The sequence below is a fragment of the Nonomuraea sp. NPDC003709 genome (genome assembly GCF_040610775.1).
Classification (GTDB): Bacteria; Actinomycetota; Actinomycetes; order Streptosporangiales; family Streptosporangiaceae; genus Nonomuraea; species Nonomuraea angiospora_A.
Window position 1 is genome coordinate 200,197 of record NZ_JBEXMW010000019.1, and the last position, 21,721, is coordinate 221,917.

17 protein-coding genes and 3 pseudogenes are annotated in these 21,721 nt (G+C 68.9%); 10 read left to right on the forward strand and 10 right to left on the reverse strand.

Going from position 1 to position 21,721, the window contains the following annotated elements:
* Window positions 1–100: 100 nt before the first annotated feature.
* Entirely contained in the window at window positions 101–3,337 is a 3,237-nt protein-coding gene (locus ABZX61_RS44590; RefSeq protein WP_355203762.1) for a tetratricopeptide repeat protein, read from the reverse strand.
* Here ABZX61_RS44590 and ABZX61_RS44595 point away from each other — a divergent pair.
* Together ABZX61_RS44595 and ABZX61_RS44600 are read left to right on the forward strand one after the other, a co-directional pair.
* Window positions 3,336–3,647 carry a hypothetical protein gene (locus ABZX61_RS44595; protein ID WP_355203765.1) on the forward strand — a complete coding sequence of 104 codons (312 nt, stop codon included), beginning with the start codon at window positions 3,336–3,338 and terminating at the stop codon, window positions 3,645–3,647. The genes ABZX61_RS44590 and ABZX61_RS44595 overlap by 2 nt on opposite strands.
* A gap of 873 nt (window positions 3,648–4,520) precedes the next feature.
* On the forward strand, window positions 4,521–4,778 hold the full coding sequence (locus ABZX61_RS44600; protein ID WP_355203768.1) for a hypothetical protein: 258 nt from the start codon (window positions 4,521–4,523) through the stop codon (window positions 4,776–4,778).
* A gap of 375 nt (window positions 4,779–5,153) precedes the next feature.
* Here the strand turns inward: ABZX61_RS44600 and ABZX61_RS44605 are convergent, their stop codons facing one another.
* The gene (locus ABZX61_RS44605; protein WP_355203771.1) at window positions 5,154–5,519 is read right to left on the reverse strand and encodes a hypothetical protein; all 366 of its coding nucleotides are present in this window, start codon (window positions 5,517–5,519) and stop codon (window positions 5,154–5,156) included.
* A gap of 919 nt (window positions 5,520–6,438) precedes the next feature.
* Between ABZX61_RS44605 and ABZX61_RS44610 the strand changes: the two genes are divergently transcribed.
* Entirely contained in the window at window positions 6,439–6,792 is a 354-nt protein-coding gene (locus tag ABZX61_RS44610) for a hypothetical protein (RefSeq protein WP_355203774.1), read from the forward strand.
* 547 nt (window positions 6,793–7,339) lie between these two features.
* Here the strand turns inward: ABZX61_RS44610 and ABZX61_RS44615 are convergent.
* Both ABZX61_RS44615 and ABZX61_RS44620 read right to left on the reverse strand, forming a co-directional pair.
* Window positions 7,340–8,359: a serine hydrolase domain-containing protein gene (locus ABZX61_RS44615; protein WP_355203776.1), complete on the reverse strand. Its 1,020-nt coding sequence runs from the start codon at window positions 8,357–8,359 to the stop codon at window positions 7,340–7,342.
* 67 nt (window positions 8,360–8,426) lie between these two features.
* Window positions 8,427–8,549 (reverse strand): annotated as a pseudogene (locus ABZX61_RS44620) (transposase); the annotation flags it as partial.
* Window positions 8,550–8,894: 345 nt separating this feature from the next.
* Between ABZX61_RS44620 and ABZX61_RS44625 the strand changes: the two are divergent.
* Window positions 8,895–10,035 (forward strand): annotated as a pseudogene (locus ABZX61_RS44625) (Tn3 family transposase); the annotation flags it as partial.
* 384 nt (window positions 10,036–10,419) lie between these two features.
* Here the strand turns inward: ABZX61_RS44625 and ABZX61_RS44630 are convergent.
* On the reverse strand, window positions 10,420–10,989 hold the full coding sequence (locus tag ABZX61_RS44630; protein WP_355203779.1) for a TetR/AcrR family transcriptional regulator: 570 nt from the start codon (window positions 10,987–10,989) through the stop codon (window positions 10,420–10,422).
* Between the two features lie 90 nt (window positions 10,990–11,079).
* On the opposite strand from ABZX61_RS44630, the gene ABZX61_RS44635 reads away from it, so the two are divergent.
* Window positions 11,080–12,045, forward strand: a complete 966-nt coding sequence (locus ABZX61_RS44635; protein ID WP_355203782.1) for a 2-dehydropantoate 2-reductase N-terminal domain-containing protein — start codon at window positions 11,080–11,082, stop codon at window positions 12,043–12,045.
* Window positions 12,046–12,180: 135 nt separating this feature from the next.
* On the opposite strand, the gene ABZX61_RS44640 is transcribed toward ABZX61_RS44635, so the two are convergent.
* The 3 genes from ABZX61_RS44640 to ABZX61_RS44650 form a co-directional block, all read right to left on the reverse strand.
* Window positions 12,181–12,306 carry a hypothetical protein gene (locus ABZX61_RS44640; protein ID WP_355203785.1) on the reverse strand — a complete coding sequence of 42 codons (126 nt, stop codon included), beginning with the start codon at window positions 12,304–12,306 and terminating at the stop codon, window positions 12,181–12,183.
* Window positions 12,307–12,521: 215 nt separating this feature from the next.
* Window positions 12,522–13,454 (reverse strand): oxidoreductase, encoded by a 933-nt coding sequence (locus ABZX61_RS44645; RefSeq protein ID WP_355203788.1) that lies wholly within the window; start codon window positions 13,452–13,454, stop codon window positions 12,522–12,524.
* Window positions 13,451–13,960: a hypothetical protein gene (locus ABZX61_RS44650; protein ID WP_355203791.1), complete on the reverse strand. Its 510-nt coding sequence runs from the start codon at window positions 13,958–13,960 to the stop codon at window positions 13,451–13,453. The genes ABZX61_RS44645 and ABZX61_RS44650 overlap by 4 nt, the downstream gene beginning before the upstream one ends.
* Window positions 13,961–14,136: 176 nt before the next feature.
* On the opposite strand from ABZX61_RS44650, the gene ABZX61_RS44655 reads away from it, so the two are divergent.
* From ABZX61_RS44655 to ABZX61_RS44665, 3 genes are all read left to right on the forward strand, one after another.
* Entirely contained in the window at window positions 14,137–14,469 is a 333-nt protein-coding gene (locus ABZX61_RS44655) for a hypothetical protein (RefSeq protein WP_355203796.1), read from the forward strand.
* A 133-nt stretch (window positions 14,470–14,602) separates the two neighbouring features.
* On the forward strand, window positions 14,603–15,388 hold the full coding sequence (locus tag ABZX61_RS44660) for a hypothetical protein (protein ID WP_355203799.1): 786 nt from the start codon (window positions 14,603–14,605) through the stop codon (window positions 15,386–15,388).
* 472 nt (window positions 15,389–15,860) lie between these two features.
* Window positions 15,861–16,646, forward strand: a complete 786-nt coding sequence (locus ABZX61_RS44665) for an SDR family oxidoreductase (RefSeq protein WP_355203801.1) — start codon at window positions 15,861–15,863, stop codon at window positions 16,644–16,646.
* A gap of 185 nt (window positions 16,647–16,831) precedes the next feature.
* Here ABZX61_RS44665 and ABZX61_RS44670 read toward each other — a convergent pair.
* Window positions 16,832–16,939 (reverse strand): annotated as a pseudogene (locus ABZX61_RS44670) (IS630 family transposase); the annotation flags it as partial.
* Between the two features lie 254 nt (window positions 16,940–17,193).
* Between ABZX61_RS44670 and ABZX61_RS44675 the strand changes: the two are divergent.
* Together ABZX61_RS44675 and ABZX61_RS44680 are read left to right on the forward strand one after the other, a co-directional pair.
* Window positions 17,194–18,021, forward strand: coding sequence for an alpha/beta hydrolase (locus tag ABZX61_RS44675; RefSeq protein ID WP_355203804.1), 828 nt, complete (start codon window positions 17,194–17,196; stop codon window positions 18,019–18,021).
* A gap of 1,359 nt (window positions 18,022–19,380) precedes the next feature.
* Window positions 19,381–19,944, forward strand: a complete 564-nt coding sequence (locus tag ABZX61_RS44680; protein ID WP_350742258.1) for a dihydrofolate reductase family protein — start codon at window positions 19,381–19,383, stop codon at window positions 19,942–19,944.
* A gap of 325 nt (window positions 19,945–20,269) precedes the next feature.
* Here the strand turns inward: ABZX61_RS44680 and ABZX61_RS44685 are convergent, their stop codons facing one another.
* Window positions 20,270–21,283 (reverse strand): RNA polymerase subunit sigma-70, encoded by a 1,014-nt coding sequence (locus ABZX61_RS44685; RefSeq protein WP_355203807.1) that lies wholly within the window; start codon window positions 21,281–21,283, stop codon window positions 20,270–20,272.
* Window positions 21,284–21,721: the final 438 nt, after the last annotated feature.

Here is a 21,721-nt window from a genome sequence, read left to right on the forward strand (position 1 = left end):
CGCAGGCGGCCGAGCCCGCACGCTCAGCAGCGATAGCCGTCCCAAAAGCGGTCGAATGCGGGACGACCTAGATGGCCGTACATACGCGGTCACGCTTGCCTTAACGAGGCGAAGCCGCGTTGTCAGTCACAGGGAGCGGATGACAGCCACGCATCCAGCCGGGAACGTCCTGGCCGGTGATCGCGCGGTACTCGCGGGAGACCCCCGCGGAGTCGCCCGCGTAGGCAAGGTACAGCTGTGCCATGATCGTGATGATGATGTCCCGGCCGTCGTCAGGCAGGTAGCGACTGGCCGGCAAGGCGTGCAGCAGGGGTGCGACCGCTTCGCGAAACCTGGCCTCCTCCACCAACATGAGCCCGAGGACTGTCAGAGCCTGCACATACGACGGCATATGAGCAACCGAGTCGAGCTCGGCCAGCTGCGCGTACAGGACAACGGCCTCCTGCGCGAGCGGGACGGCCTCGGCGCGCCGCCCGGCCTCCGCCAGCCGAAGCGCACAGTTGCGCAGCGAGAGCGCCAGATCCGGCAGATACTCGGCCCGGTCGAGCTCCACCATCTCCCGCCACAGGGCCACCGCCTCCTCGGCGACCGGGGCCGCCTCCGCCGCCCGCCCTGCCTCGGCCAGCCGCCCGGCGTGGTTGTTCAACGCGCTCGCCAACATGGGCAGGTGAGGCGGGCGATCGAGCTCGGCCAGCTCTCGCCACGAGGCGACCGCCACTTCCGAGTACGGGAGCGCCTCGGCCCGCCGCTCCTGGCCCACGAGCCGCAGCGCGTGCCTGGATGACAGGTCCGCCAGGCTCCTCAGCGTGGACACCAGCTCAGGAAGGCGAACGGCCGGGTCCCGCCCGGCCAGCTCCCGCCGCAGCGAGACGGCCTCCGAGAAGAACCCGACCGCCTCCGCCTCGCGCCCAGGCGGGACGAGCTTGAGCGCGTAGTTGTGCAGCGAGGCAGCCAGCAGGGGCAAGTAGGCCCTCCGGTCGAAATCGGCCAGCTCCCGGCACACGTCGATCGTCTCCACCGAGAGCCGGATGGCCTCGTCCATCCGTCCGGCCTGTGCCAACAGCCCGATGTGGTTGTTCAGCGACACGGACAGGTCGGGCAGGTGGGCCGCCCGGTTGAGCTCGGCCAGCTCCCGGTACAGGGTGAGGCTCTCCTCGGAGAGGGGAAGTGCCTCGTCCAGCCGCCCTACCTCAGCCAGCCGTCCGGCGTGCCTCTCCAGGGCGGTGGCCAGGTCGGGCAGGTAGGCGGCGGGGTTGAGTGTGGCCAGCTCCCGGCCGATGGTGACGGCCTCCTCCGAGAGCAGGACCGCTTCGGCCAGCCGCCTCATGTCCGCGAGCTGGAGGGCGTGGTTGATCAACGACGGGGGCAGGTTGGGCAGGTGGGCGGCGCGGTTGAGCGCCACCAGCCGCCGCCTCAGGAGAAGGGCCTCCTCGGAGTGTGGGAGCGCCTCGTCCAGCCGCCGCGCTTCGGCCAGCGAGGCGGCGTGGTTCGCCAGGGCGGTTGCCAGGTCCGGCAGGTGGGTGGCCGGGTCGGCGGCGGCCAGCTCACGCCGGAACGCGATGGCCTCTTCGAGCAGCGGGAGCCCTTCGTCCCGTCGGCCCAGCGACATCAGCCTCGTGGCCTGGTTGTTCAGGGAGGCGGCCAGGTTGGGCAGATGCCTGGCGCGGTCGAGCGCCGCCAGCTCGCGCATGATCTGGACGGCCTGCTCGCCCTCGGCGAGGGCGCGAGCGTGCAGCCCGGCATAGCCCAGGCGGATGGCCAGATCCTCGTGGACGCGGGCCTGCAGGGCGGGCTCCGTGGTGGCCGCCAGCCGATGCCTGGCGAGCCGGGAGGTCACGGCGGCGATGCCGATGTCCAGGTCGATGTGCCGGTGATCCGGCAGGACGGCCGCGATGCCCTCCAGGAGATGAGGATCGATCCCGTCCAGCGCGGCCAGGGCGGCCAAGGTGGCGCCCCCGGCCTGCAGGGCCAGCTCGGGGTACGCATCCAGCAGCGGGTACAGCTGGCCGGCGGCCAGATGCGGCCATCGGCGAGCGGCCTCCACCAGGGTGGCCAGCGCGTGGGGCGCCCACACACGGCCGGGGTCCTCCACCGGCGTCTCCTCCGCCGGCGCGAGTAGCCGGGCCGGTGCGCCGTCGGCCCATGGGTCGGCCGGGAACTCATGAGAATGGCCGGAGGTCATCAAGGCGACGAAGTCCTCGCCCAACCGGTCCGGGTACAAGGGCTCCAAGACCGTGTCCCGCGCCCCGGGGTAGCAGACCGCGTGATCCTTGAGAAGCTGCCCAAAAGCCTCTCTGGAGTCGATCCCGGCCAGGGCCAGCGCCGCCCTCCCGTCGGCGTGGCCGAGCCGGCCGGTCAGCGTGGCGGTGTAGACGAGCTGCCCCAGTGCGTCGGGAGTCGTACGGAGCGGGTTGTCGCGAGAGGGCGCGGACATCGCCTCCCAGTGATCGCGCTCGCGGGCCAGGAGGAAGGCCGACACGGTCACGGGGTCGGCGGGCGGGGGATCACCGCGGTCGTAGGCCAGCACCGCGGCCAGTGCGGCCATGTGCACGGTCAGAACCAGCCGGTAGGCCTCGTGGCGGGCCCACGCGGGTGGCGGGTCCACATTCCCGGCGTCCGGTATCCCGAGCAGTTCGGCGAACCGGTCACGCGCGGCCTCGAACAGCCCGGCGCGCGTGACGCCGGGCCCGTCCTCCAGCGGCCCCAGCTCCGTGCGGCCGGGCGTCAGGTGGACGTCACGCTGGATCCGGTACGCCAGGCCCTGCCACCAGGTGCCGGACGGGCGGGCCAGCAGCAGCACGCGTACCGGCAGCCCCGTGCCGACGCGGGTGTCGGCCAGCAGCGACAGCACGTCGGCGGTGTCCCACCGCTCGGCGTAGTCCACCACCAGCAGCACCCCGGCGGCCCGCGCCAGATCGGGAACGACGAAGGGCTCGGGCGCGGAGCGGTCGCGCCGGTGATGTGCCGCCAGCACCACCCACCCGTCTTGCTGCCATGTCCGCGCCACCTCGTGGGCAAGGCGCGTCTTGCCCTGCCCGCCCGCTCCGTGGATCAGCCGCACCGCGAGGCCCGGCCCGTCCCGCCAGCGCCGCAGGTCGTCCAGCAGGTCGCGGCGTCCGGCGAACGCGATCAGCCCGTTCGCCGCCTGCAGCAGGCCGCTGGGCCGTGCCCGCGCCTGCTCCGGCGGTGGGGCGGCGGCAGGGGCCGGCCAGAGCGCCAGCCGGTACGGCTCCCCGCCGCCATAAACGATCATGTCGCCGGCGGCCTGGCAGATGCGCGCGAACCCCGAGCCGGTTGCGTGCTGGTGAACCCGGCGCACCCCTTCTGGACCGCTCATGACGGTCATCATCGGCCGTACCCGGGACCTCGGGCAATCGCTCCTCGGCGACCGGCTCAGCGCGTTGACCACCCGTGTACATGCACAACCGGGCTCAATGGTCGACCGCAAAGGCCGGACCTTCGCTCCCCCGGCCCGGAACCCGGTCGACGTCGCCGCCGACGACTGCAGGCGCTTCGCCACACACCTGGACCTGCCGGCCCACCAACTCGGCGAGACCTGCCTGGACCCGGGCGAGCGTGAGCGCCTGGCCGCCGCGCTGGAGGCGGTCGAGAAGGCGACCGCCAAGGTGCGGACTTTGGCCCAATGAGCAGGTGGAGATGCGGTTCGGCGCACGCCTGGCGGCCGTGGTCGACGCCGAGCGCTGAAGGTCCATGCCGCCCTTCGGGCCGTCCCGCAAATGGTCATGTGCGGAATAGTTTCGCAGGGCCTGCGTCGCGCTGACGACTACCTGCACGGTGGTGCCGTCCATCCCCCTGCAGGCATATCCCCCATCAAGGCGCGCGCCTGCTGGTGTGTGACCAGTTGAACGAGTGGATCTCCGGCGTGGTCGAAGAGGCCTGCCATAGTGTGGGGCCTCGCCCCGAAGGCGTCCCTGGCGCCCGCCGGAGCGCCGCGTGAGAGCCTCGTTCGGCGAGCCCTCGGCTGGGGATCCGGACGTCAGCGCGCCCCGTCGCCGGACTCCGTGGTGGGCATGGAGTCCGGCGACGGGGGCGCGGGTCGGTTGGGTTGGTCTAGCCGCCGGTACTCTCAATTCCTCGGATGATCGTCCGGCGGAGCTGTTGTTCCAGGTTTCAGTGCCAGGCGTAGTGCCGGTCGGCGTTGACGGCCCAGGAGCCGCAGTCCTCGCACTCGAAACCCGCTGGGGCTGTGTTGCCGGTTTCGGGGGCGCGGTCGTCGGGCTCGCCGGTGGTGGTGTCCTGGCCGGACGTGCTTACGAGGCTGATGACCGGGGTGATGGTGCTCGGCTTCGTCGTGTGTCAGGCCCGAGGGCGCGACCTCCTCGCGGGCCTTCGCCCGCAGCGGCCGCCAGAAGCCGTCGATATCAGCGCCGGAGTCGAGGCCTTTGCCCAGGAGTTGGCGCCGGAGGTTGCGCGGCGGCGGCTCCCCGGCCCGGCGCCAGGCCAGCTTCAACTCATCAGCCAAGGTCCGTCTGGCCGTGCCCGGCTCAGATGGTGCCGGCTTGGGCCGCACCTTCAGCACGCCCTCCTGCGCTGTCGTGTTCGGCCACCCAGGCGTGGTCGCCAGCGGGGGCACCGATGACACACCGCCCGCCGCCCTGCCCGCCACGGTGCCGCTCGAGGGCGTCACGGACGCGGTGGAGCTCTCCTGCGCGACCGGCCACGGCTTGACCTGCACCTTGGAGTCGCCGGCCCGGGTCGGGTCGAGCAAGTCCTTGACGATCGTCTCCGCCTGGCCCTCCATCATGGCCTGCGAGTAGGAGCGGTACGACGAGCCGGGGTTCGTCACATCTGTTGGCAGTGGGGTTCTGAGCAGGAAAGTCTTGCCCGATGGCGGAGTCTGAGGGTGTCACATTCGTCCGGGCGGATGTTGAACCGGGCAGCCATAAGCGCGAGGTTCGCGGCCCCGTCCCTCAAGCGCGGTGATCACCAGGAGGTGGTCGGCCGCGCGTTCCCCGGCAGCGGCGGCCGTGGCGCGGTATCGGCCAGCGCGTCCGCCGTTCCGCGGTCCGGCAGGTTGGGGGCAGGGCAATCCTCCGAGGTGATGCCACAGGCGGTGGTGGGCCAGGCTGGCGAGAAATGGGGTACGGCAGAGCCCGGCGCAGAGGCGGTCAGCGGGCACGGGGCCAGCGAAGTCAGCGAGCGAAGATGGTCTGGGTAGGGCCGCAGGTCATGGACTCCCATGCCGTCCACCGACAGACGGAGGCGCCGATGTGGGTGATCTCCTCGACCGGCCCGTCAAGGTACGTCTGGAACGGTGTCGTAGTCTCCAACGCCGTCGGCGAGCAGGCAGGCTCCGAGTATGACCACCGCTTGATGTAATATCCGGCGCCCGCAGGCTGGTAGCTGGTCTCGATGAAGGCCCTGGCGCACTGGCCGGCGTATGCCCAGATCTCCCCGCCGACCACGCCGTTCTCGTACGTCCCGGACATCGAGGCGAGGTACGTCGGGTGGTACAGAGGACCCCAGAACACTAGGAACAGTGCCACGAGTTTTGTCATGGTCAACAGCGTCAGGGATCACCGGCGGCGCATCATGAGTAGGGCATACTCAACTTCCGCCGGGCGATCAGCACGACAGGCAGAGGATGCCGATACACGAAGTCATTCGACCCGGATGTCCTCGTTCACCATGGCGGACGCCTGGATCGCGTCAGCTGGATGTTGGTCACCCGTGCCGTCCAGCCGGGGATTGCATGGCATGACGGGACGATGGAGCCGGGCTCCGTCAAGGTGAAGGCATGCTGCATGCTATATGGCGCGGCACCGGCAGGTTGAACAGCGCGAATTGATCCATCGGGGCCTCGCCGGGTGGATAGTCGGCCGCGAGCCTGATGTACGGCGGAGTCGTAGTCGTTCCGCAGCGAGAAGTACGCGCTCGCCAGATAGGAGCCTGCCGGCACGGACAGTCTGGCGACCTCCCGGAGCCTGCCTCTCCGACGAGGAGCAGGGGTGCAGGGGCAGGCCTCGATGAGCTGGCCGACGACCGGGGCGAAGGGCTTGGTGAATGGTCAGCAGATCTTGTTAGCCGGGACGTGTAGTAAGCAGACCGGGTAGCTCTTGCCTGGCCTTCGTCCCAGGTGATGCAGTCCAGCTCCAGGCGGCGGATCTCGTCGACGCGGCAGCCGGCGAACAGCCAGACGCCGACCAGCGCCCGGACCATTTCGATCGGGCAAGCCGTAACACAGCGAGGCTCACCTGATCGTGGCCGCGATCACGCTCACGACCCGGCGACAGACCAGGAAAAGGTCGCAGGCGTGGATCCGGAAGCCGACGTTTGCGCCGCGGGCCAAGCTGTCAGGAACCTTCATCCATTGCCTCCGGCTCTTCCCCGGTTCCCAGCATGCGCCGTCGCGCAGGGACCGGTCCCGGCCGGCCTCGCGCACACTACCGTCACCAACACCCCCTCCGAGGAGAAGCAATGCGCGTCACCTTCATCGCCGCCCTCACGGCTGCCGCGATCGCCGGCCTGGCCCCGGCCGCCCAAGCGTCCACCACCGCCGTCGCCAAGCCCAACGTGCGCGCCTGCTACGACGGCAACTGCAAGCTCACCTTGACCAAGAGCGTCTCGTTCCGGGTCAGCCCCAAGTTCGGCCTCACTCGCCTGTACATCAGCTTCACCGCGGACGGGCTGGCTGTGAGCGGCGAGGGCAACAGCAGGGTCGAGTCGTTCGGGTCGACGGACGGGTCGGTGACCGTCAACGGCATCAAGGTCCGCCCCCTGTCCCTGTCGGACAGCCGGGCCGTGCTGCGCCTCTCCACGAAGAAGCGGTAGCGTCGCGCAGCAGCAGGACCGCGATGTCGTCGGGCCGCTGCTCGGCCGTGGCCGGCTCGATGAGCGACTTCGCCGGTTGTGCAGGTTGTGCCCGTCGCCGGGCTCGAACCGCCCGGCCAGCGCTCAGCACGCTGTCTCCTGGTCATGCTCGTCGGCTACGCCCTCCAGCATGGCCAGCCGCGTCACGAGACGCGGCAGGTCAGTTCCCGCACGCCGGCGATCGGGAGCGATCTGCGCACATGCCTGACCCGCCGCCCGCCCCGCCTCGTACGAGGTCGATGAGCTATCGACCCTCCCGTTCGGGACGCTGCGGCCGCCAGCCCCTCCATGGGCGGGCCTGCCAGGCTTCACGAGCTATCCGCGCAGCGCGGCCACCGGGCTCGGCAACGCGGCCAACCGCCACTACAGCGCCGGGTGGGCTAGTGGTCAGCATCCCGCGAGTACCGCGTAGGCGGTGGAGCGGCCGATTTTGAGCGCCGGATTCCCCCCTCGCTCTCCTGAGCGGGAACCTTCGCCGCGGTTCCCCGGGACACGGTCCGCATCCGCATCACCGCTGTGTGAGCTCGTTCTCCAGCAGACGGGCGATCGGCCATGCTCCGGAGGAGGAGTTGGAGATCACGGTGTGCGTTAGCTGCGACTGGGGCCGGTGAACGCTGCGGAACGAGACGCCGGCGTCGTATCCCGAAAGCATCACCGCGTCTTTCGATCCTGGCGATTCGGGGAGCCAGAAGCCGAGGCCGTAGCGCCTGGACTGCGACGGGACTTGGCTGCGCGACCGCAGCATTTCCCCCACCCAGCTCGATGACACGATCTTCCCGCCGAACAGGGCACCCCAGAAGGAAGCGACGTCCCGCACGGTGGAGTAGATCCCGCCGTCGCCGCTGCCGCGCACCGGCAGGTGGAGCACGTTGGTCCTCGATGTGCCCTCGATGGGCAGGTAGCCGACAGCGGTGCGGCCCGGTAGTTCGTCCGAGCGCAGGAACTCGGTGTCGTGCATGCCGGCGGGCTCGCAGACCCGGTGGCGTACCAGGTCGTGGAAGGACCGGCCGTCGACGCGTTCTGCGATCAGCGCGAGTACCACGTAGCCGGAGTTGTTGTACGAGAAGCGCTCACCGGGTGCGAACTTGCTGGGATGCCCGTCAAGCACCGCCAGGTACTGTTCGGTGGTGGCCAGCGCGTGCACGGGGATCGGCAGCACATAGTCGGTGATCTCGTGCCCGGCGTTCTCGTCGAAGTAGTCGCCGATGCCAGACCGGTGGGCCAACAGGTGCTCGATGGTGACGCCGTCGTCGATGAGCGGGAGATCCTCGCCGAGTACCGAACGAGCGGTCGTGGACAGCTCGAGCACGCCCTGCTCGATCAGGCTGACGACCGCGAGCGCGGTCAGCCCCTTGGTGCCGCTGGCGATCGCGAACCGGGTGTCGACCGTGTTGGCGATCTTGTGACCGCGGTGGGCCAGGCCGTACGCCTTGGCGAACTCGTTCTCGCCACCGTGATCCACTGACACCACACCGGCGAACCCGGTCGCGTGGGCTATCGCGTCGACCACGTCTTCCAGAGGGGACATGTGAACCCTTTCAGAGTGGCAGCTTGATCAGATATCGATAACGGCTGTCCGCCAGTTCCTCAACCCCGGTGTCGACCGCGATATGCCACTTCTGCCCCTTGATCTTCTTGCCTGCGTCATAACCGCAGTCCGTAGCCCCGACGGTCTCCGCCGCCTTGACCGTCTGGGAATCGATGTACCCCGCCGTCGGCAGCTCGCAGCGTCCGGCCAGCACCCGCAAACGGCCGCGCAGCCGCCCGGCCAGTTGTTCGGGCAGCCCACGCCGGGACCAGCGCAGGAAGAAGGTGTACACCGCCTGATGCGGAGTTATGCGGAATCTGCGTCCAATGGTCAAGTCGTATCCGATCGGTTCGAAGGTGACGACCGTCGATGATAGTGATCATTCAGTGGCCGTCTCAGCGACTCCGTTGCCAGGTCACGATGAACGCCTCTGGTGAGGGAGCACTCCGTCCTTGATGATCGCCTTCTGAGGCAGATGGCCGGCCGTCTCGAAGAAGCCGGCGACGACGCCCTGGTCCGGGTGGTCACCCCAGCCGATGGGCACGCCCGATTGTCGGTGGAGAAGCTCGGCGCGCTGGGTGAGAGCCCGTCGCTGAAGTGGCTGCGCGCGGTCTGCCAGGCGATGCTGCCGCGCATCGACCTGCCCGAGCTGCTGCTGGAGGTGCACTCCTGGTCCGGGTTCCTGGACGCCTACGTGCACCTGGCCGACATCTCCACGCGCATGCACGACCTGCCCCGATCGCTGGTCGCGCTGCTGATCAGCGAGGCCTGCAACGTCGGCCTCACCCCGGTGATCAAGGATGGGGGCGAGGCGCTGACCCGCGGCCGGCTCTCGCACGTCGATCAGAACCACGTGCGGGCCGAGACGCACGCCGCGGCGAACGCGATCCTGATCGAGGCCCAGCGCGGCGTGCCGATCGTGGCGTTGTGGGGTGGCGGGTTGCTGGCCTCGGTGGACGAGCTGCGGTTCGTGGGGATCGGGCAGATGGTCGTGCCCGGCACGCCGCGCGACTCGCTGTACATCCTGGACACCCTGATCAACATCGACGCCGGGCCGCAGCCCGAGATAGTCACGACCGATCAGGCGTCCGATTCGGACACGGTGTTCGGGATTTTCTCCATGCTTGGCTACCGGTTCGCGCCCCGCTTCGCTGGTCGCCGGGTCGCTGGGGACCAACCAGGTGCGCGCTTACGACCTGCTGCGCATGTTCGCCCGAGGTGGGCGGCCTACCCCGCTCGGGCAGGCGTTCGCCGAGTACGAGCGGATCGACAAGACCCTGCACCTGCTGTCGATCTTGGACCCGATCGACGACACCTACCGCCGCAAGCTGAACAAGCAGCTCACCGTCCACGAGTCCCGGCACCGGCTGGCCCGCAAGATCTGTCACGGCAGCAGCGGGCAGATCCGCAAGGCTTACCGTGAAGGGCAAGAAGATCAGCTGGCGGCTCTGGGGCTGGTCGTCAACGTGGTCGCGCTGTGGAACTCCACGTACCTGTCGGCCGCGGTCGACCGGCTGCGCGCCGACGGCGTCCCGGTCAAGGACGAAGACGCCGCCCGGCTGTCCCCGCTCGCCCACGCCCATCTCAACGTCCTGGGCCGCTATTCCTTCTCCTCCTCCACGTCGCGGCAGCTCAGTAAGGTCCCTGACCTGCCCGACAGCAGCGACCTGAGGTAGGGGCGTAGACCTGCCGGCCTCCCGCGAGAGTGGCCCGTTGCGGGACGTCGCCCCTTCCTTCCTGTATCGGGTCAGCCTGTCTCGATGTGCGAGCAGGGGCGCCGCTGGCGGTAGCCGCCCGTTGTTATGTCAACAGGCAGGGTGTCGCAGACACAAAGCTGTCGCACCACAGCCTGCTACACAGGGTTAGACCAGTCTCACCTTCGGCGACGTAGGCGGATTTCGACAAGAGCGTCAGAACTGGCAGAGCCGCGCCCTCATCGCTCTCGCACACATCCTGAAACTTCACAGGTGTAGCCGGCATCAGCCGGGTGACCAGCATCTTCGCCGCCTTGCCACTAACCGGATCTTCGCTCGCGGCATGCGACCTCGTGTCGCACCTTGTTATAGCGGGCGGCGCAGCCCGTCCAGCACGAGGGTGATGACATCGTCGGCTTCGGCCCGCCAGTCGGGGCGGTCATGGGCCGCACCGATGCCGTGCAGCGCCATCATCACGGCCCCGGCATCCACGTCGTCGCGAACGGCGCCGTCCCGCACGGCGGCGGCCACCAGGTCGGTGACAGCCTGCTCCAGCGCCCGACTGCCCTCGGCGAGGGCACTCGAGCGATCGGTCATGAGCGTGGCCAGCGTCCGGGCCAGGCCCTTGTGGGCATCTATGTGGTCGACCATGCCGCGTAGGAAGGTCGCCAGAGCCTCCGCTGCGGGCAGCGTGGCCTGTAGCTGGCGGGCGCGGTCGCTCAGCGCGGCGACTTCCCCGTGGTAGACCGCCTCGGCCAGTGCCTCCCGGGTGGGGAAGTGGCGGTACAGCGTGCCGGTGCCCACCCCGGCCAGGCGGGCGAAGTCGTCGAAGCGCAGGTCGAAGAAGTCTCCGGCGTCGAACACCTCCCGGGCGGTGGCGAGCAGGGCCTCGCGCTTGCGCTGGGCGTCGGCCCGCAGCGGCTTGTCGGCGGTCATGCGCTACCTCGCGTTGACAAGTGGAGATGACCTCCATATTTTGAAAAGTGGAGATGGCCTCCAAATCGATCGTACCCCACGAGGTGCAGCGTGAAGATCCTGATGTTCGGCCGAGGCGTGATCGCCACTGTCTACGGCTGGGCCCTGCAACAGGCGGGGCATGACGTCGAGTTCTACGTCCGACCGGGTCGCGCGGCGACGTACGGGGACGCGGTGGACCTCGACCTGTTCGATACGCGGCGCCGAGTGTGGGGGCAGCGCGTCGCCGAGAAGTGGCCGGTGCGCTACCGCGAGGCGCTGGAGCCGGACCACGGCTTCGACCTGATCGTGCTCAGCGTGCCGCACCACCGCCTCGCGGGCGCGACGGCCTTCCTGGCCCCGCGTGTCGGCCAGGCCACGGTGCTGATCTTCGGCAATCTCTGGACCGAGCCGCTCGCCGCCATCGGCGCACTCCCCGCCGACCAGATCGCCTGGGGCTTTCCCCAGGCCGGTGGCGGTTTCGGCGCGGACGGCGTACTCCGCGGGGCACTGCTGCCGTCGGTCATCTTCGGCACACTCGGCCAGCCCCCGACCGACCGGGAACGGGCCGTGCGCCAGGCGTTTCGCGAGGCCGGGCTCCGGATCAAGGAGCGGCCTGACTTCCGCGGCTGGCTGTGGGTCCATTTCGCGTCGGATGCCGGCATGTTCTCGCAGGGCCTGCGGCTGGGATCCCTGTCCCAACTGGCCGGGGCAACGGGCGACCTGCGCGAGGCGCTGCTGGCCGGCCGCGAACTGCTGCCGCTCCTCCAGGCGCGCGGCCTCGACCTGCGACGGCACCGGGGCGGTGTGCTGCTGTTCCGGGCGCCCACCTGGCTGACGGCACCCGTGCTCGCCTGGCTGACTGCTCATGTCGCGCCCGCGCGCGTGAGCCTCACGGCGCACTCCGACCCCGACGCCGAGGAGCCGCGCGAGGTCTGCCGGGACACCCTGGCCGAAGCACGACGGTTGGGCATCTCGGTACCGCGACTGGAAGCGGCGGAACCGTACTTCGCCCGCGAGGGGACGGGTCGAGTCTGAATTTGCCGATGTCGTCGGTCCCGGGCCCCCGCTCCCGAAGATGTCCCCAGCCCCAAAGTGGATCTTCCTGGGGTCTACTGACAGGGACCGTTGATCAAGTGTTCTGTATTGTCTGGTTGCGCCTGGGAAGTGTCACTATGTGTGATCGTCGGGAGCGAAGGTCTTCCACGTCCCGCCGACCTCCGCAGCCAGGCTCTCGGCGTGGGCAACGTGGTAGTCGAGCCCCGCGATCAACGACCCCGTCCCGAAGAGATCGGGCACGTCTCACCAGACGAGATCCCAGCGCTGCATCCTGCCGCCCCGAGCGGTGGAGGAGTGCTCCACACCAGGACCGCGTACGGTGTGTCGGCGCTCATCGCGGTGACAGTGTTCATTCAGGGCGCTGGCTTGCTGGAACATCTCTAGCAAGGCGAACCAGGCGTGCCTGCCGGCCTGACGTTGCGGACGACCCCTCGGCCGCCCGCAAACGTGCGCGATCAGGCGAACTTGTCCAGTTCGGCGATGTTGTCTTCGGTCAGCTCGATCACCCCAGCCCCGAGGTTCTCCTCAAGGTGGGCGACGGACTTGGTGCCGGGGATCAGGAGAGTTGCCGGGGACACCGCCAGTAGCCACGCCAGGGCGATCTGGGTGCGGGTGGCGCCGTGTCGGGCGGCGATCGCATCAAGGGCCGTCTCCTGATCATCGGTCACCCTCAGGCCCGGGGGGAGCTGGGATTTGTCGATGCCCGGGTTCAGCACGCCCGACACGAGCGGGAAATACGGCGCGAACGCGATGTCGTGGTCCTCGCAGTAGCGCAACACGTCCAGCGCGCCCCGGTCGAGTAGGTGGAAACGGTTCTGCACGAACGCCACCGGGGCAATCTCGCGGGCCTTCTCCAACTGCTCAACGGTGACCCCGCTCAGTCCCAGGTGGCGAATCAGGCCTCGTTCGCGGAGCTGGACAAGCGCGCCGAAGGATTCCTCGAAGGGAGTCTCGGCGGGGAGCAGCATGCCGTCGCCGCCGACCCGCAGGTACACCAGGTCCAGCCTGGCCAGGCCAAGGGTTGCCAGGTTCTCCTCGACCTGGTCGCGGAGGGCCTGGGGGTCGGCCTCGGCGTTGAACGTCTTGTACTCGTCCCGGACGACACCCACCTTGGTGGCGATCACCAGGTTCTCCGGGTACGGGTGGAGCGCCTCCCGGATCAGTTCGTTGGCGATGTGCGGGCCGTAGGCGTCGCTGGTGTCGATGTGGTCGACGCCCAGTTCCACCGCCCGGCGTAGCACCGCAAGCGCGGTGCCCTTGTCGGCAGGCGGGCCCCAGATCATCGGGCCGGGAAGCTGCATGGCGCCGTAGCCGAGCCGGTTGACGCTCAGGCCGTCCGCCGGCTGGAGCCGCCCCGCGATGGCGGCGGGCTTACTCTCCTGACTCACTGCTGATCTCTTCTCGTAGTGCGCGCCGGCGAAGTCTCCCGCGCATTGGATGAAGTGATTCGTCGCTGTACCGAGGCGGTCGTCACGCCCCCGCTCTCGTGCCGGTCGAGCTTGCCCCGGGTCACCAGGTCGTGGACGCCCTGACGGGTGATGCCGAGCATCGCGCCCGCCACCGCGTAGGAGACGGCCTCCGCCGCCGGATGGCCGACCCTGCGGGCCATGACCTGGCCGAGCGGGGTCTGCCACCAGCCTGGTGGCGGGTTGAAGCCGTGGTCGCCGGGATAGAGAGTGATCACCAGCCGGATCGCGGTGCGCCGTGCGAAGTCCTCGTCTTCGCCAAGCAGCGCGAGAGCCCACGCTCCGGCCCGTTCGACCACCCGGCTGCGCGCCCGTGACAGCTCCGAGCGTGACTCCAGAAGGATCTCCAGCGGGTCGAGCAGGCGTACCTCCACCAGACCGATCAACTGGGAGGCCAGCTCGTCCCAGGATGGCAGTTCCTCGCTCATCGCAACTCCACCTCCTACTTGACGTCGAGTATCAAGTACTAGACAGTTGGCGTCAAGTATCGTGAGGGCGGCCTTCCGGGCCGCTTGGGGATCCCTGTAGCGAACGCCGAAAATCCAACGAACCCGTTTCCGAGCTGCGGTGATGCCGCCAGTTAGTGGTGCCGACGGGCGGGGTCGTGGTCGGCGAGGGCTTCTGCACTGACGTTGGTGTAGATGGCCAGCTGCGGGCGGATGAGGTCCTGTGGACGTATGCCTTCTGCTGGCTGATTGGTCCCGGAATCATGGGCCCGCTGATTCTGCCGTTCCTGATCCATGGGAACCAGGACCAGCCGTCGCTTTGGGTGTTGGTCGGCGGCTTGCTCGGTGGGATCTCGGCCGGCGGCGCCATCCCTGGGTATGCTGCTCACCGTCTATCGCAAACGCTGAGCACCCTTGCGCACCGTGCGCTGGCTCGCGGCGAGACCCAGCTGAGCCGGGTGAAGCTTCCCCTTGATTGGCGCGTTCAGTAAATACCGGATCTACCGCGGCAGGCCCTCTACCGTGATCTCTGCGGCCTGTGGCGGACCGATCCGGCCGCAGGGGCGAGGTGTACGCATTTACTGCGACAGGGCGCGAGAGGTGGGCGGACGTGGCGATCGACCGGTGACCGAACTCGGGAGCGGGGGCGCGCTGCGGCTGCCGCGGCCGCGCGCCCGGGTGGTGCCGCTGTCCGCCCCGTCCGCGTCGTACGCCGCGGCCGTCGAGCGGTACCTCACCGGCGCCGGGATCGCGAAGTCCTCCGCGCGGATCTACCGGATCTCCCTGACGACATGGGGATGGATGCTCGCCGACGAAGTGGCGCCGACCGGGCCCGCCCGCCGGGGCGCGAAGCCGCCCGCCTTCCCCGTCGCGGCGATCGACGGCCCGACGCTGCCCGAGGCCCTGGCCGAGCTGGCCGCGTCGCGGGCGGAGGCGATGGACGCCGACACCGTCAACCGCGAACTGTCCATCGCCCGCAAGGCGATCGGCTGGTGGCAGCGCCAGGGCTGGATCGCATCCGACCCGACCATCGGCATCGAGCGGCGCCCGGCACCGCCGGACCGCACCCGGGCCCTGGCCGAGAACCAGATCGCCGCCCTGCGGGAGAAGACGCTGTGGAAGATGCTCTACGAATCCGCCGCCCGCGCCGATGAGGTGCTGTGCCTGAACGTGGAAGACCTCTACCCCCAAGACAAGCGCGGGAAGATCACGGCCAAGGGCGGGGCGACCGAGTGGATTCACTGGCAGTCCGGCACCGCCCAGCTCCTGCCCCGCCTGATCGCCGGACGCACCCGCGGCCCGCTGTTCCTCACCGACCGCAAGGCCCCGCCGGGACACCGAGATCGACGACGTCATGGAGTCCGTCTGGGACACCATCCAGGGCAACCCCCAACTACTTCTTCGGGTTGAGGAACTGGCGGACAGCCGGACTTCGTCATACGGTTCCTTCCTTGCCGGCCCAGGGGAAGCGCCCGCCGGCGACCTCGCATGCCTGCACCGTGGGGGATCTCGATGTCTGGGACGAAGTCCACCTTGTCGCCGTGGCCGCCCGGTGCACGGATGCAGATGTCACCGCGCAGGCGATGAGTTCTGCTGGCGAACACGACCGCAACCGGCAGCACGACCACGGCCTTCGCCCCCGCTTCTCGAAGAAGACAGAGGCCGCGGCCCGGTCGCTGGACGACGGACACCTGGAAAAGCGACCCCTCGCCGGGCTGGTCGGCCCGCAAGCCATGCAACGCCTGCGCACCCGCGTGGGGGGACGCCGACTCCGTAGTACCGGCGCTGCCGGCCCTGGCCGACGCCCGCTGAAGTCGTCCCGTGAAGCCGATCACGTAGCCGGCGACTGGGCCCGGACAGGGCTGGATATGCTGATCACACCATGTCGGACAAACAATGGGGTGCCACCGCCCGGCTGAAGTCGAAAGTGGTCATGGTCGTCGGCGCCACCTCGGGCATCGGCCGGGCCATATCGTTGCGCGCCGCCGCTGAGGGAGCCATCGTCGTCGCCACCGGCCGGCGCGCCGACGTGGGTAAGGGCCTGGCCGCTGACATCGTCGCGAGCGGCGGCCAGGCGTTGTTCGTCCGCTGTGACGCGACCGTGGAGGGCGATGTCGCGGCGGCGGTCGAGGCCGCGGTGGCCGAGTTCGGCCGGCTGGACTGCGCCGTCAACAACGCCGGCGGGGTGCTCGCCACAGGACCGCTCGACCGGATCGCGGGCGACGCCTGGCGCGCCGAGCTCGACCTGAACCTGACCAGCGTGTTCCACGGCCTCAAACACCAGCCCCCCGCCATCCGCGCGGCAGGCGGCGGGGCCGTGGTCAACAACGCCTCCACCGCAGGGGTCTCCGCGATTCCAGGGTTGGCCGCCTACACCGCCGCCAAGCACGGCGTCGTCGGCCTCACCCGATCAGCCGCGCTGGAGTGGGCCGACCGCGGCGTACGGGTCAACGCGCTCGTCACCGGCAACGTCGACACGCCGCTGTACCGCCGGCTGCTCGGCGCGCCGGCGGAGCTGCCCACGCACGAGCTCTCCGCGCCCAACCCGACGGGACGAGTGGCCGATCCCCGCGAGATCGCCGGGCTGGTCGCCTACCTGCTCAGTGATGAGGCGACGTTCATCACCGGCGCGGCACTGCCGATCGACGGCGGAGCGACCGCCGGGTGAACGGTCAGACCCGCGGCCGGGAGGCCCGCATCACGGGGATCCCGTGCCGGAGGACCTGCTGACACCGGGGTGAGCCGGGACGCTTGGCGGCGCAGCCGCCGACCGATCCACGGCCCCGCGGACCTGGCCGGCAACCGAGCCTTCGAGGCCACCGACCGCCAGGCCGACGCCGGAGGCAGCGGCGGCAGCACCATCGCCACCCGAGTCGCCTGCCGCCAACGGCCCCGTAACTCCGCCTGCAGGTCCTCAACGGAGACGCCTGGAGCACCGGCGAACACGACAGGAGGGCGCATACTGACTGCGACCTCGCCGGGGCCGGACGGATGATCTGAGCAACCTCGATCCCCTGCTGTTCGCCGGAAATTACGCGCTCACCAGTGGTTTCGCTGATCGCCGAGGCCGGTGACATTCTGGGGCAGGCCGTGTAACGATTACTCACCAACGTTTCGGCCGGGCAACCTGCGAGTTGCCCCATTAGGGGTTGGCCGTCATCGGGACTCCTGGCGTAGCGTCATCGTCCCGAACGTGAGTTAAGTCAGGGGTGGCGATGAAGCCTTCGCGCAGTGGTCACCTGCCGATCAACGGTCTGAGCCTCTATCACGAGGTATATGGAGAGTTCGGCACGTCGAAAACGGCTCCGTTGCTGCTCATCCCTGGCGCGCACATGGCCACCGACTCGATGGAGCCATGGGTATCGGCTTTCGCAGGCACGCGCACCGTGATTGTCTTCGATCAACAGGGGCACGGCCGCACGCCGGACACGTCGCGCGAGCTGTCCTACCCGCGGTTCGCGGATGATGCCGCGGCGTTGCTGCGCGCGTTGACGGTCGAGCGCGCGGACGTGATGGGCTACTCACAAGGCGGCGGGGTCGCGCTGCAGCTCGCGCTCCGGCACCCGACATTGGTCAACAAGCTGGTCACGCTGTCAGCCGCCTACCGTAGGGACGGCTGGTATCCGTCAGTGGTGGAGGGCGCCGAAGATTCAGGTACCACATGGTGGGCCGGTACGTCCGTCAAGAAGGCGTTCATGGCGCACACGCCGGACGCCACGGCGTTCGAAACCTACCTCAAAAAGATGAGGATCTTCGGCAACAATGAACAGAACATCAGCGACGCGGAGATGCGTTCGATCTCTTCGAAGACGATGGTCATCGCCGGTGATACGGATGACGTGAAGCCGGAGCATACGCTGGCGATGTTCAAGCTGCGCGGCGGCGATGCGGACGCGGCAATGTCGCGGGCAGGGGTTCCGGCCGCGCGCTTGGTGATTCTGCCGACGACGCACGTCGGCATCTTTCGGGAGTCAGCGGTACTGGTGCCGATGGTGAACGCGTTCCTCGATGATGTGACGCCGACGGCGCCGGATTTGTTTTGAGCTTGGCTCACCGCGGCACGAATCTGTCGTAGCCGCTGCCCGCGACCTCGGTGCGCGTCTGCCGGTAAGAGGCACCGTCGTTACGGCGAGACCATGCTGTTGGATCGCCCGAGTGTCCCGCACTGCCACCCCACCGCCACTCCTCCGGCCGAGACCGTCGTCCGGATAGAACTGCTGCGCCGCACTGGTAAGTACTCGGCTCGCCGCATCGCCCTCGAGGCGTCCAACTGGGCGAGCCGTTTTGATGAGCGCCTTTGCCGCACTGCCACGAAGCCGTCCAGGGACATCGCGAGGTACCAGAGCACCTTCCCACCTGCGATCTGCTCACGGTTGGTGACTTGTCGAAGAGAGATGGCCCCAGTCCCCGTGCCCCCGGCCAGGAGCTCATCTGGATGGTTCGCCACCGAGAGACCCGGCAGGTCACTCTGCTTGGCAGGAATTGGTACACGCCGATAGGGTCCGTTCCCGTGGGGCGATTGAGGACCAATTCCGGGCTGGCCGTTCATCGAACTGGACCGTGACGCCGGGGTGCCACTGCACCGGCAGATCGAGGCGAGCATCCGGGCCGGTCGGTTGCGTGAACGCGCGGGTGGTGAGAAGAGACCAGAGCCGGCTGGAGAGTTCGGTATCAGGCGGGAGACCGTGTACGCCTACCTGCGCGCCGAGCCGGCCGCCAGCTGAGATCGAATGGTGCGTCGCCACCGGCTCGCCGGACCGTGAACATCCCGATCCGGACGGCCGGGTCGACCTGTGCAGGGGCAGCCCACCTGATGCGTCCGCACTCTGTTCCGCGCTCGCGCAACCTGCCGGGCAGGGAGTCCAAGATCGAGTTGTAGCCCTTTCCGACGTACCAGCTTTCCCCGCACGGCAATCCGCCCCGGCCGTGGGCCACGTGGCACGTTTCGCTCGTATTCCGGTGCCCCCTGGTCGCCGAGCGAGATGCCCAAGCGCCGGGGACTGGTTGGCGATCTCCAGCGCGGTGAGGGGGCCTGGCTGGCGCTATAGCTGTGTGATCAGGCGTTCGGGACCCAGGTCGCTCACACTCCTGCTCGCGCAGCGAGCGCGTCGAGCGCTACCGCAACGCCTCCGCGAAAGTAGACAGCCTCTGTTGCAGGTGGCCGTGCAAGGCTTTCCCGTCCGGGCAGACGGCAGCAGCGGTCGGGGAGAGCTGGCCATGGGTGCGCCGCTGCCCGTACGAGGGTGAAGTCGAGATCCGGTGGGTAGTGCTCGAGCCCAGCCGAGTACGCCGTGCCGAGTCCGGAACGCGAGGACTACCTGCGGACGCAGATCGCGCACCGATTAGGTTTCCGCGCCGTGCCCGTCTGTACGTGTGAGATCGACTCACGAGAGGCCGGCACGATGCGGAAACTGATCTTCGGCATGAACCTGAGCCTGGACGGCTACATCGCCGCGCCCGGCGACGACCTCGGCTGGAGCGTACCGAGCGACGAGCTGTTCCAGTGGTGGTCCGACCGGGTGGGGGCGACCGGCCTGGCGCTGTACGGGCGCAAACTGTGGGAGACGATGAGCTCCCACTGGCCGACCGCCGACCAGCAGCCCGGCGCCACACCGGCGGAGATCGAGTACGCCCGCCGCTGGCGGGACATGCCGAAGGTGGTGTTCTCCTCGACGACCAGCACGGTCGACTGGAACACCCGCCTGGTCACCGGCGACGCGGTCACCGAGATCACCCGGCTCAAGGCCGAAGACGGCGGCCCCATGGACATCTGCGGCGCCACACTTGCCGCAGCGGCCATGCGGGCCGGGCTGATCGACGAGTACGTGCTGGTCACCGCACCGGCCTTGCTGGGCGGCGGCACGCCGTTCTTCACGGCCCTGGACAGCTGGGTGAACCTGAACCTGGTGGAGACGCGGACGTTTCCCGGCGGCGTGGTGCTGACCCGATACGAGACGAGGCGATGAGCACGGGCCAGATGCTCGGCTCGTGAGGCCAGGTCGAAATCCTTCCTGGCGTGCTCACCGTGACCCTCGGCTATGAGGGAACCTTCCCCGGGCCCTTCCTTGCGTTCCGAGTGAGCTGTTGACCGACTTGCTGGAGATGAGGGCGACGGCGTCGTTGATCGTGACGATGTTCTTCGGGGATAAAGATGCCCCGCCGGCAACGCCGGCGGGGCGGTGGTGTTCGCGTTGTCGCGTTGGTGTTCAGCTGGTCGGGGTGCTCATTCCGCGGTGACTTCGGTGACGGCGGCCCGTGCGCTGGACTCGTCGACGATGGGGACTTGTCTGATCACAGTGTCGAGGGCAGGCCCAGCCATGGTTTGTCGGTGGCGTCGAATCCGGTGAGCTCGGCGATCTTCCCGTCGACGATGTGCAGGACCGCAATGGTAAATAGCCGGTACTCCGGGTCGTCGGGGGTGCGGAGGTACAGCACGGCGGCAGGCATGCGGTTGACCGTCGTGGTGATACAGCGCCAGTCGTCGTAGCCGCGCTGGAAGAGCCCACCGGAGACCCAGCCGTCCACCGCGTCCTTGGCCGTGATGACCGAGGTGCCCGGCTCGGGCAGCATCGCGAAGCGCAGGTCGTCGCGCAGCAGGGACATCAGCCCGTCGAGGTCGTTGCGCTCGTGAGCATCGATATACGACTTCACCACGCCGCGCTCGTCATTCGACAGCTCGTGGGTGGCGGGGCTCCGCCAGTCGAGGCGGCGGTCGGGCAGCTGCTCCCGCATCGTCCCACGGGCCCGCTGCAGTGCGCTGGTCACCGATGCGACGGTCAGCTCGAGGGCGTCGGCGGCTTTCGACGCCGGCCAGCCTAGGACGTCGCGCAGGATGAACACCGCCCGCTGCCGCGGCGGCAGGTGCTGGACGGCGACGATGAACGCCAGCTCGATCGTTTCCCGCGCCACCACCGATTCCTGCGGGTCCTCGGGCAGCATCCGGTCGGGGTAGGGCTGCAGGTACAGCACCTCGGAGCCGGGGTCCGGCAGCCCGGACGGTACGGGTGTGCGGTCGTTGCGCTTGGCCAGGAAGTCGAGGCAGGCGTTCGTCGCGATTCGGTACAGCCAGGTCCGCAGGGCCGCGTGGCCCTTGAACGACTCCCGCTTGTTCCACGCTCGCAGGAACGTCTCCTGCGTCAGGTCCTGGGCATCCTCGTAGTTCGCGAGCATCCGGTAGCAGTGCACCTGCAGCTCACGCCGGTGGCGCTCCGTGATGAGTGCGAACCGCGCCGTATCGCCTGAGCGGACCGCCGCGAGGAACGTGGCCTCGTCGGCGCCCAGCGGTCTGGAGTCGGTCATGGTCATCAATCCTTCCACCGGTGCGAGGGCTAACAGAACTGACGACGTGGCGGAGGATTTCTGATCGGTGAAGCCGCTGACACCGGGCCGTTCGCCAGGCCGGATGGGTCGGGGTCGATCCAGGGAACGTGCTCCGGGTCGGGCACACCCTCCATGTCGAGGTGGGGCCAGCACGGCCAAGCGTGGTTTCTCGGCGCCTGCTACTTAGGGGCCGCATCGGCGCGCCTCCGACCACGATGCCAAACCAGACGCCGCCTCGGCGAGGTCAGTCACCCGCGCGGCCTCGCCGAGGTCGGACAGGACGCCTAACCGACGGTTCAGACCGGCGGTGGCGCGGTCACAGCGTCGCGCTGAGCTTGGAGTTGCTTCATGTCGGTGGCATCCGACCGGCGGAGAACTAGGATCTTCGCCGGCGCGATGAGGCTGGGGCCGGTGAGGAGCGCT

Excerpts from the sequence above, each read along its gene's own strand:
- ABZX61_RS44675 (WP_355203804.1), top strand. The coding sequence starts at position 17,194 with ATGAAGCCTTCGCGCAGTGGTCACCTGCCGATCAACGGTCTGAGCCTC.
- ABZX61_RS44685 (WP_355203807.1), bottom strand. The coding sequence starts at position 21,283 with ATGACCATGACCGACTCCAGACCGCTGGGCGCCGACGAGGCCACGTTC.
- ABZX61_RS44595 (WP_355203765.1), top strand. The coding sequence starts at position 3,336 with ATGACGGTCATCATCGGCCGTACCCGGGACCTCGGGCAATCGCTCCTC.
- ABZX61_RS44630 (WP_355203779.1), bottom strand. The coding sequence starts at position 10,989 with ATGACCGCCGACAAGCCGCTGCGGGCCGACGCCCAGCGCAAGCGCGAG.
- ABZX61_RS44610 (WP_355203774.1), top strand. The coding sequence starts at position 6,439 with ATGCGCGTCACCTTCATCGCCGCCCTCACGGCTGCCGCGATCGCCGGC.
- ABZX61_RS44605 (WP_355203771.1), bottom strand. The coding sequence starts at position 5,519 with ATGACAAAACTCGTGGCACTGTTCCTAGTGTTCTGGGGTCCTCTGTAC.
- ABZX61_RS44615 (WP_355203776.1), bottom strand. The coding sequence starts at position 8,359 with ATGTCCCCTCTGGAAGACGTGGTCGACGCGATAGCCCACGCGACCGGG.
- ABZX61_RS44650 (WP_355203791.1), bottom strand. The coding sequence starts at position 13,960 with ATGAGCGAGGAACTGCCATCCTGGGACGAGCTGGCCTCCCAGTTGATC.
- ABZX61_RS44590 (WP_355203762.1), bottom strand. The coding sequence starts at position 3,337 with ATGAGCGGTCCAGAAGGGGTGCGCCGGGTTCACCAGCACGCAACCGGC.
- ABZX61_RS44680 (WP_350742258.1), top strand. The coding sequence starts at position 19,381 with ATGCGGAAACTGATCTTCGGCATGAACCTGAGCCTGGACGGCTACATC.
- ABZX61_RS44665 (WP_355203801.1), top strand. The coding sequence starts at position 15,861 with ATGTCGGACAAACAATGGGGTGCCACCGCCCGGCTGAAGTCGAAAGTG.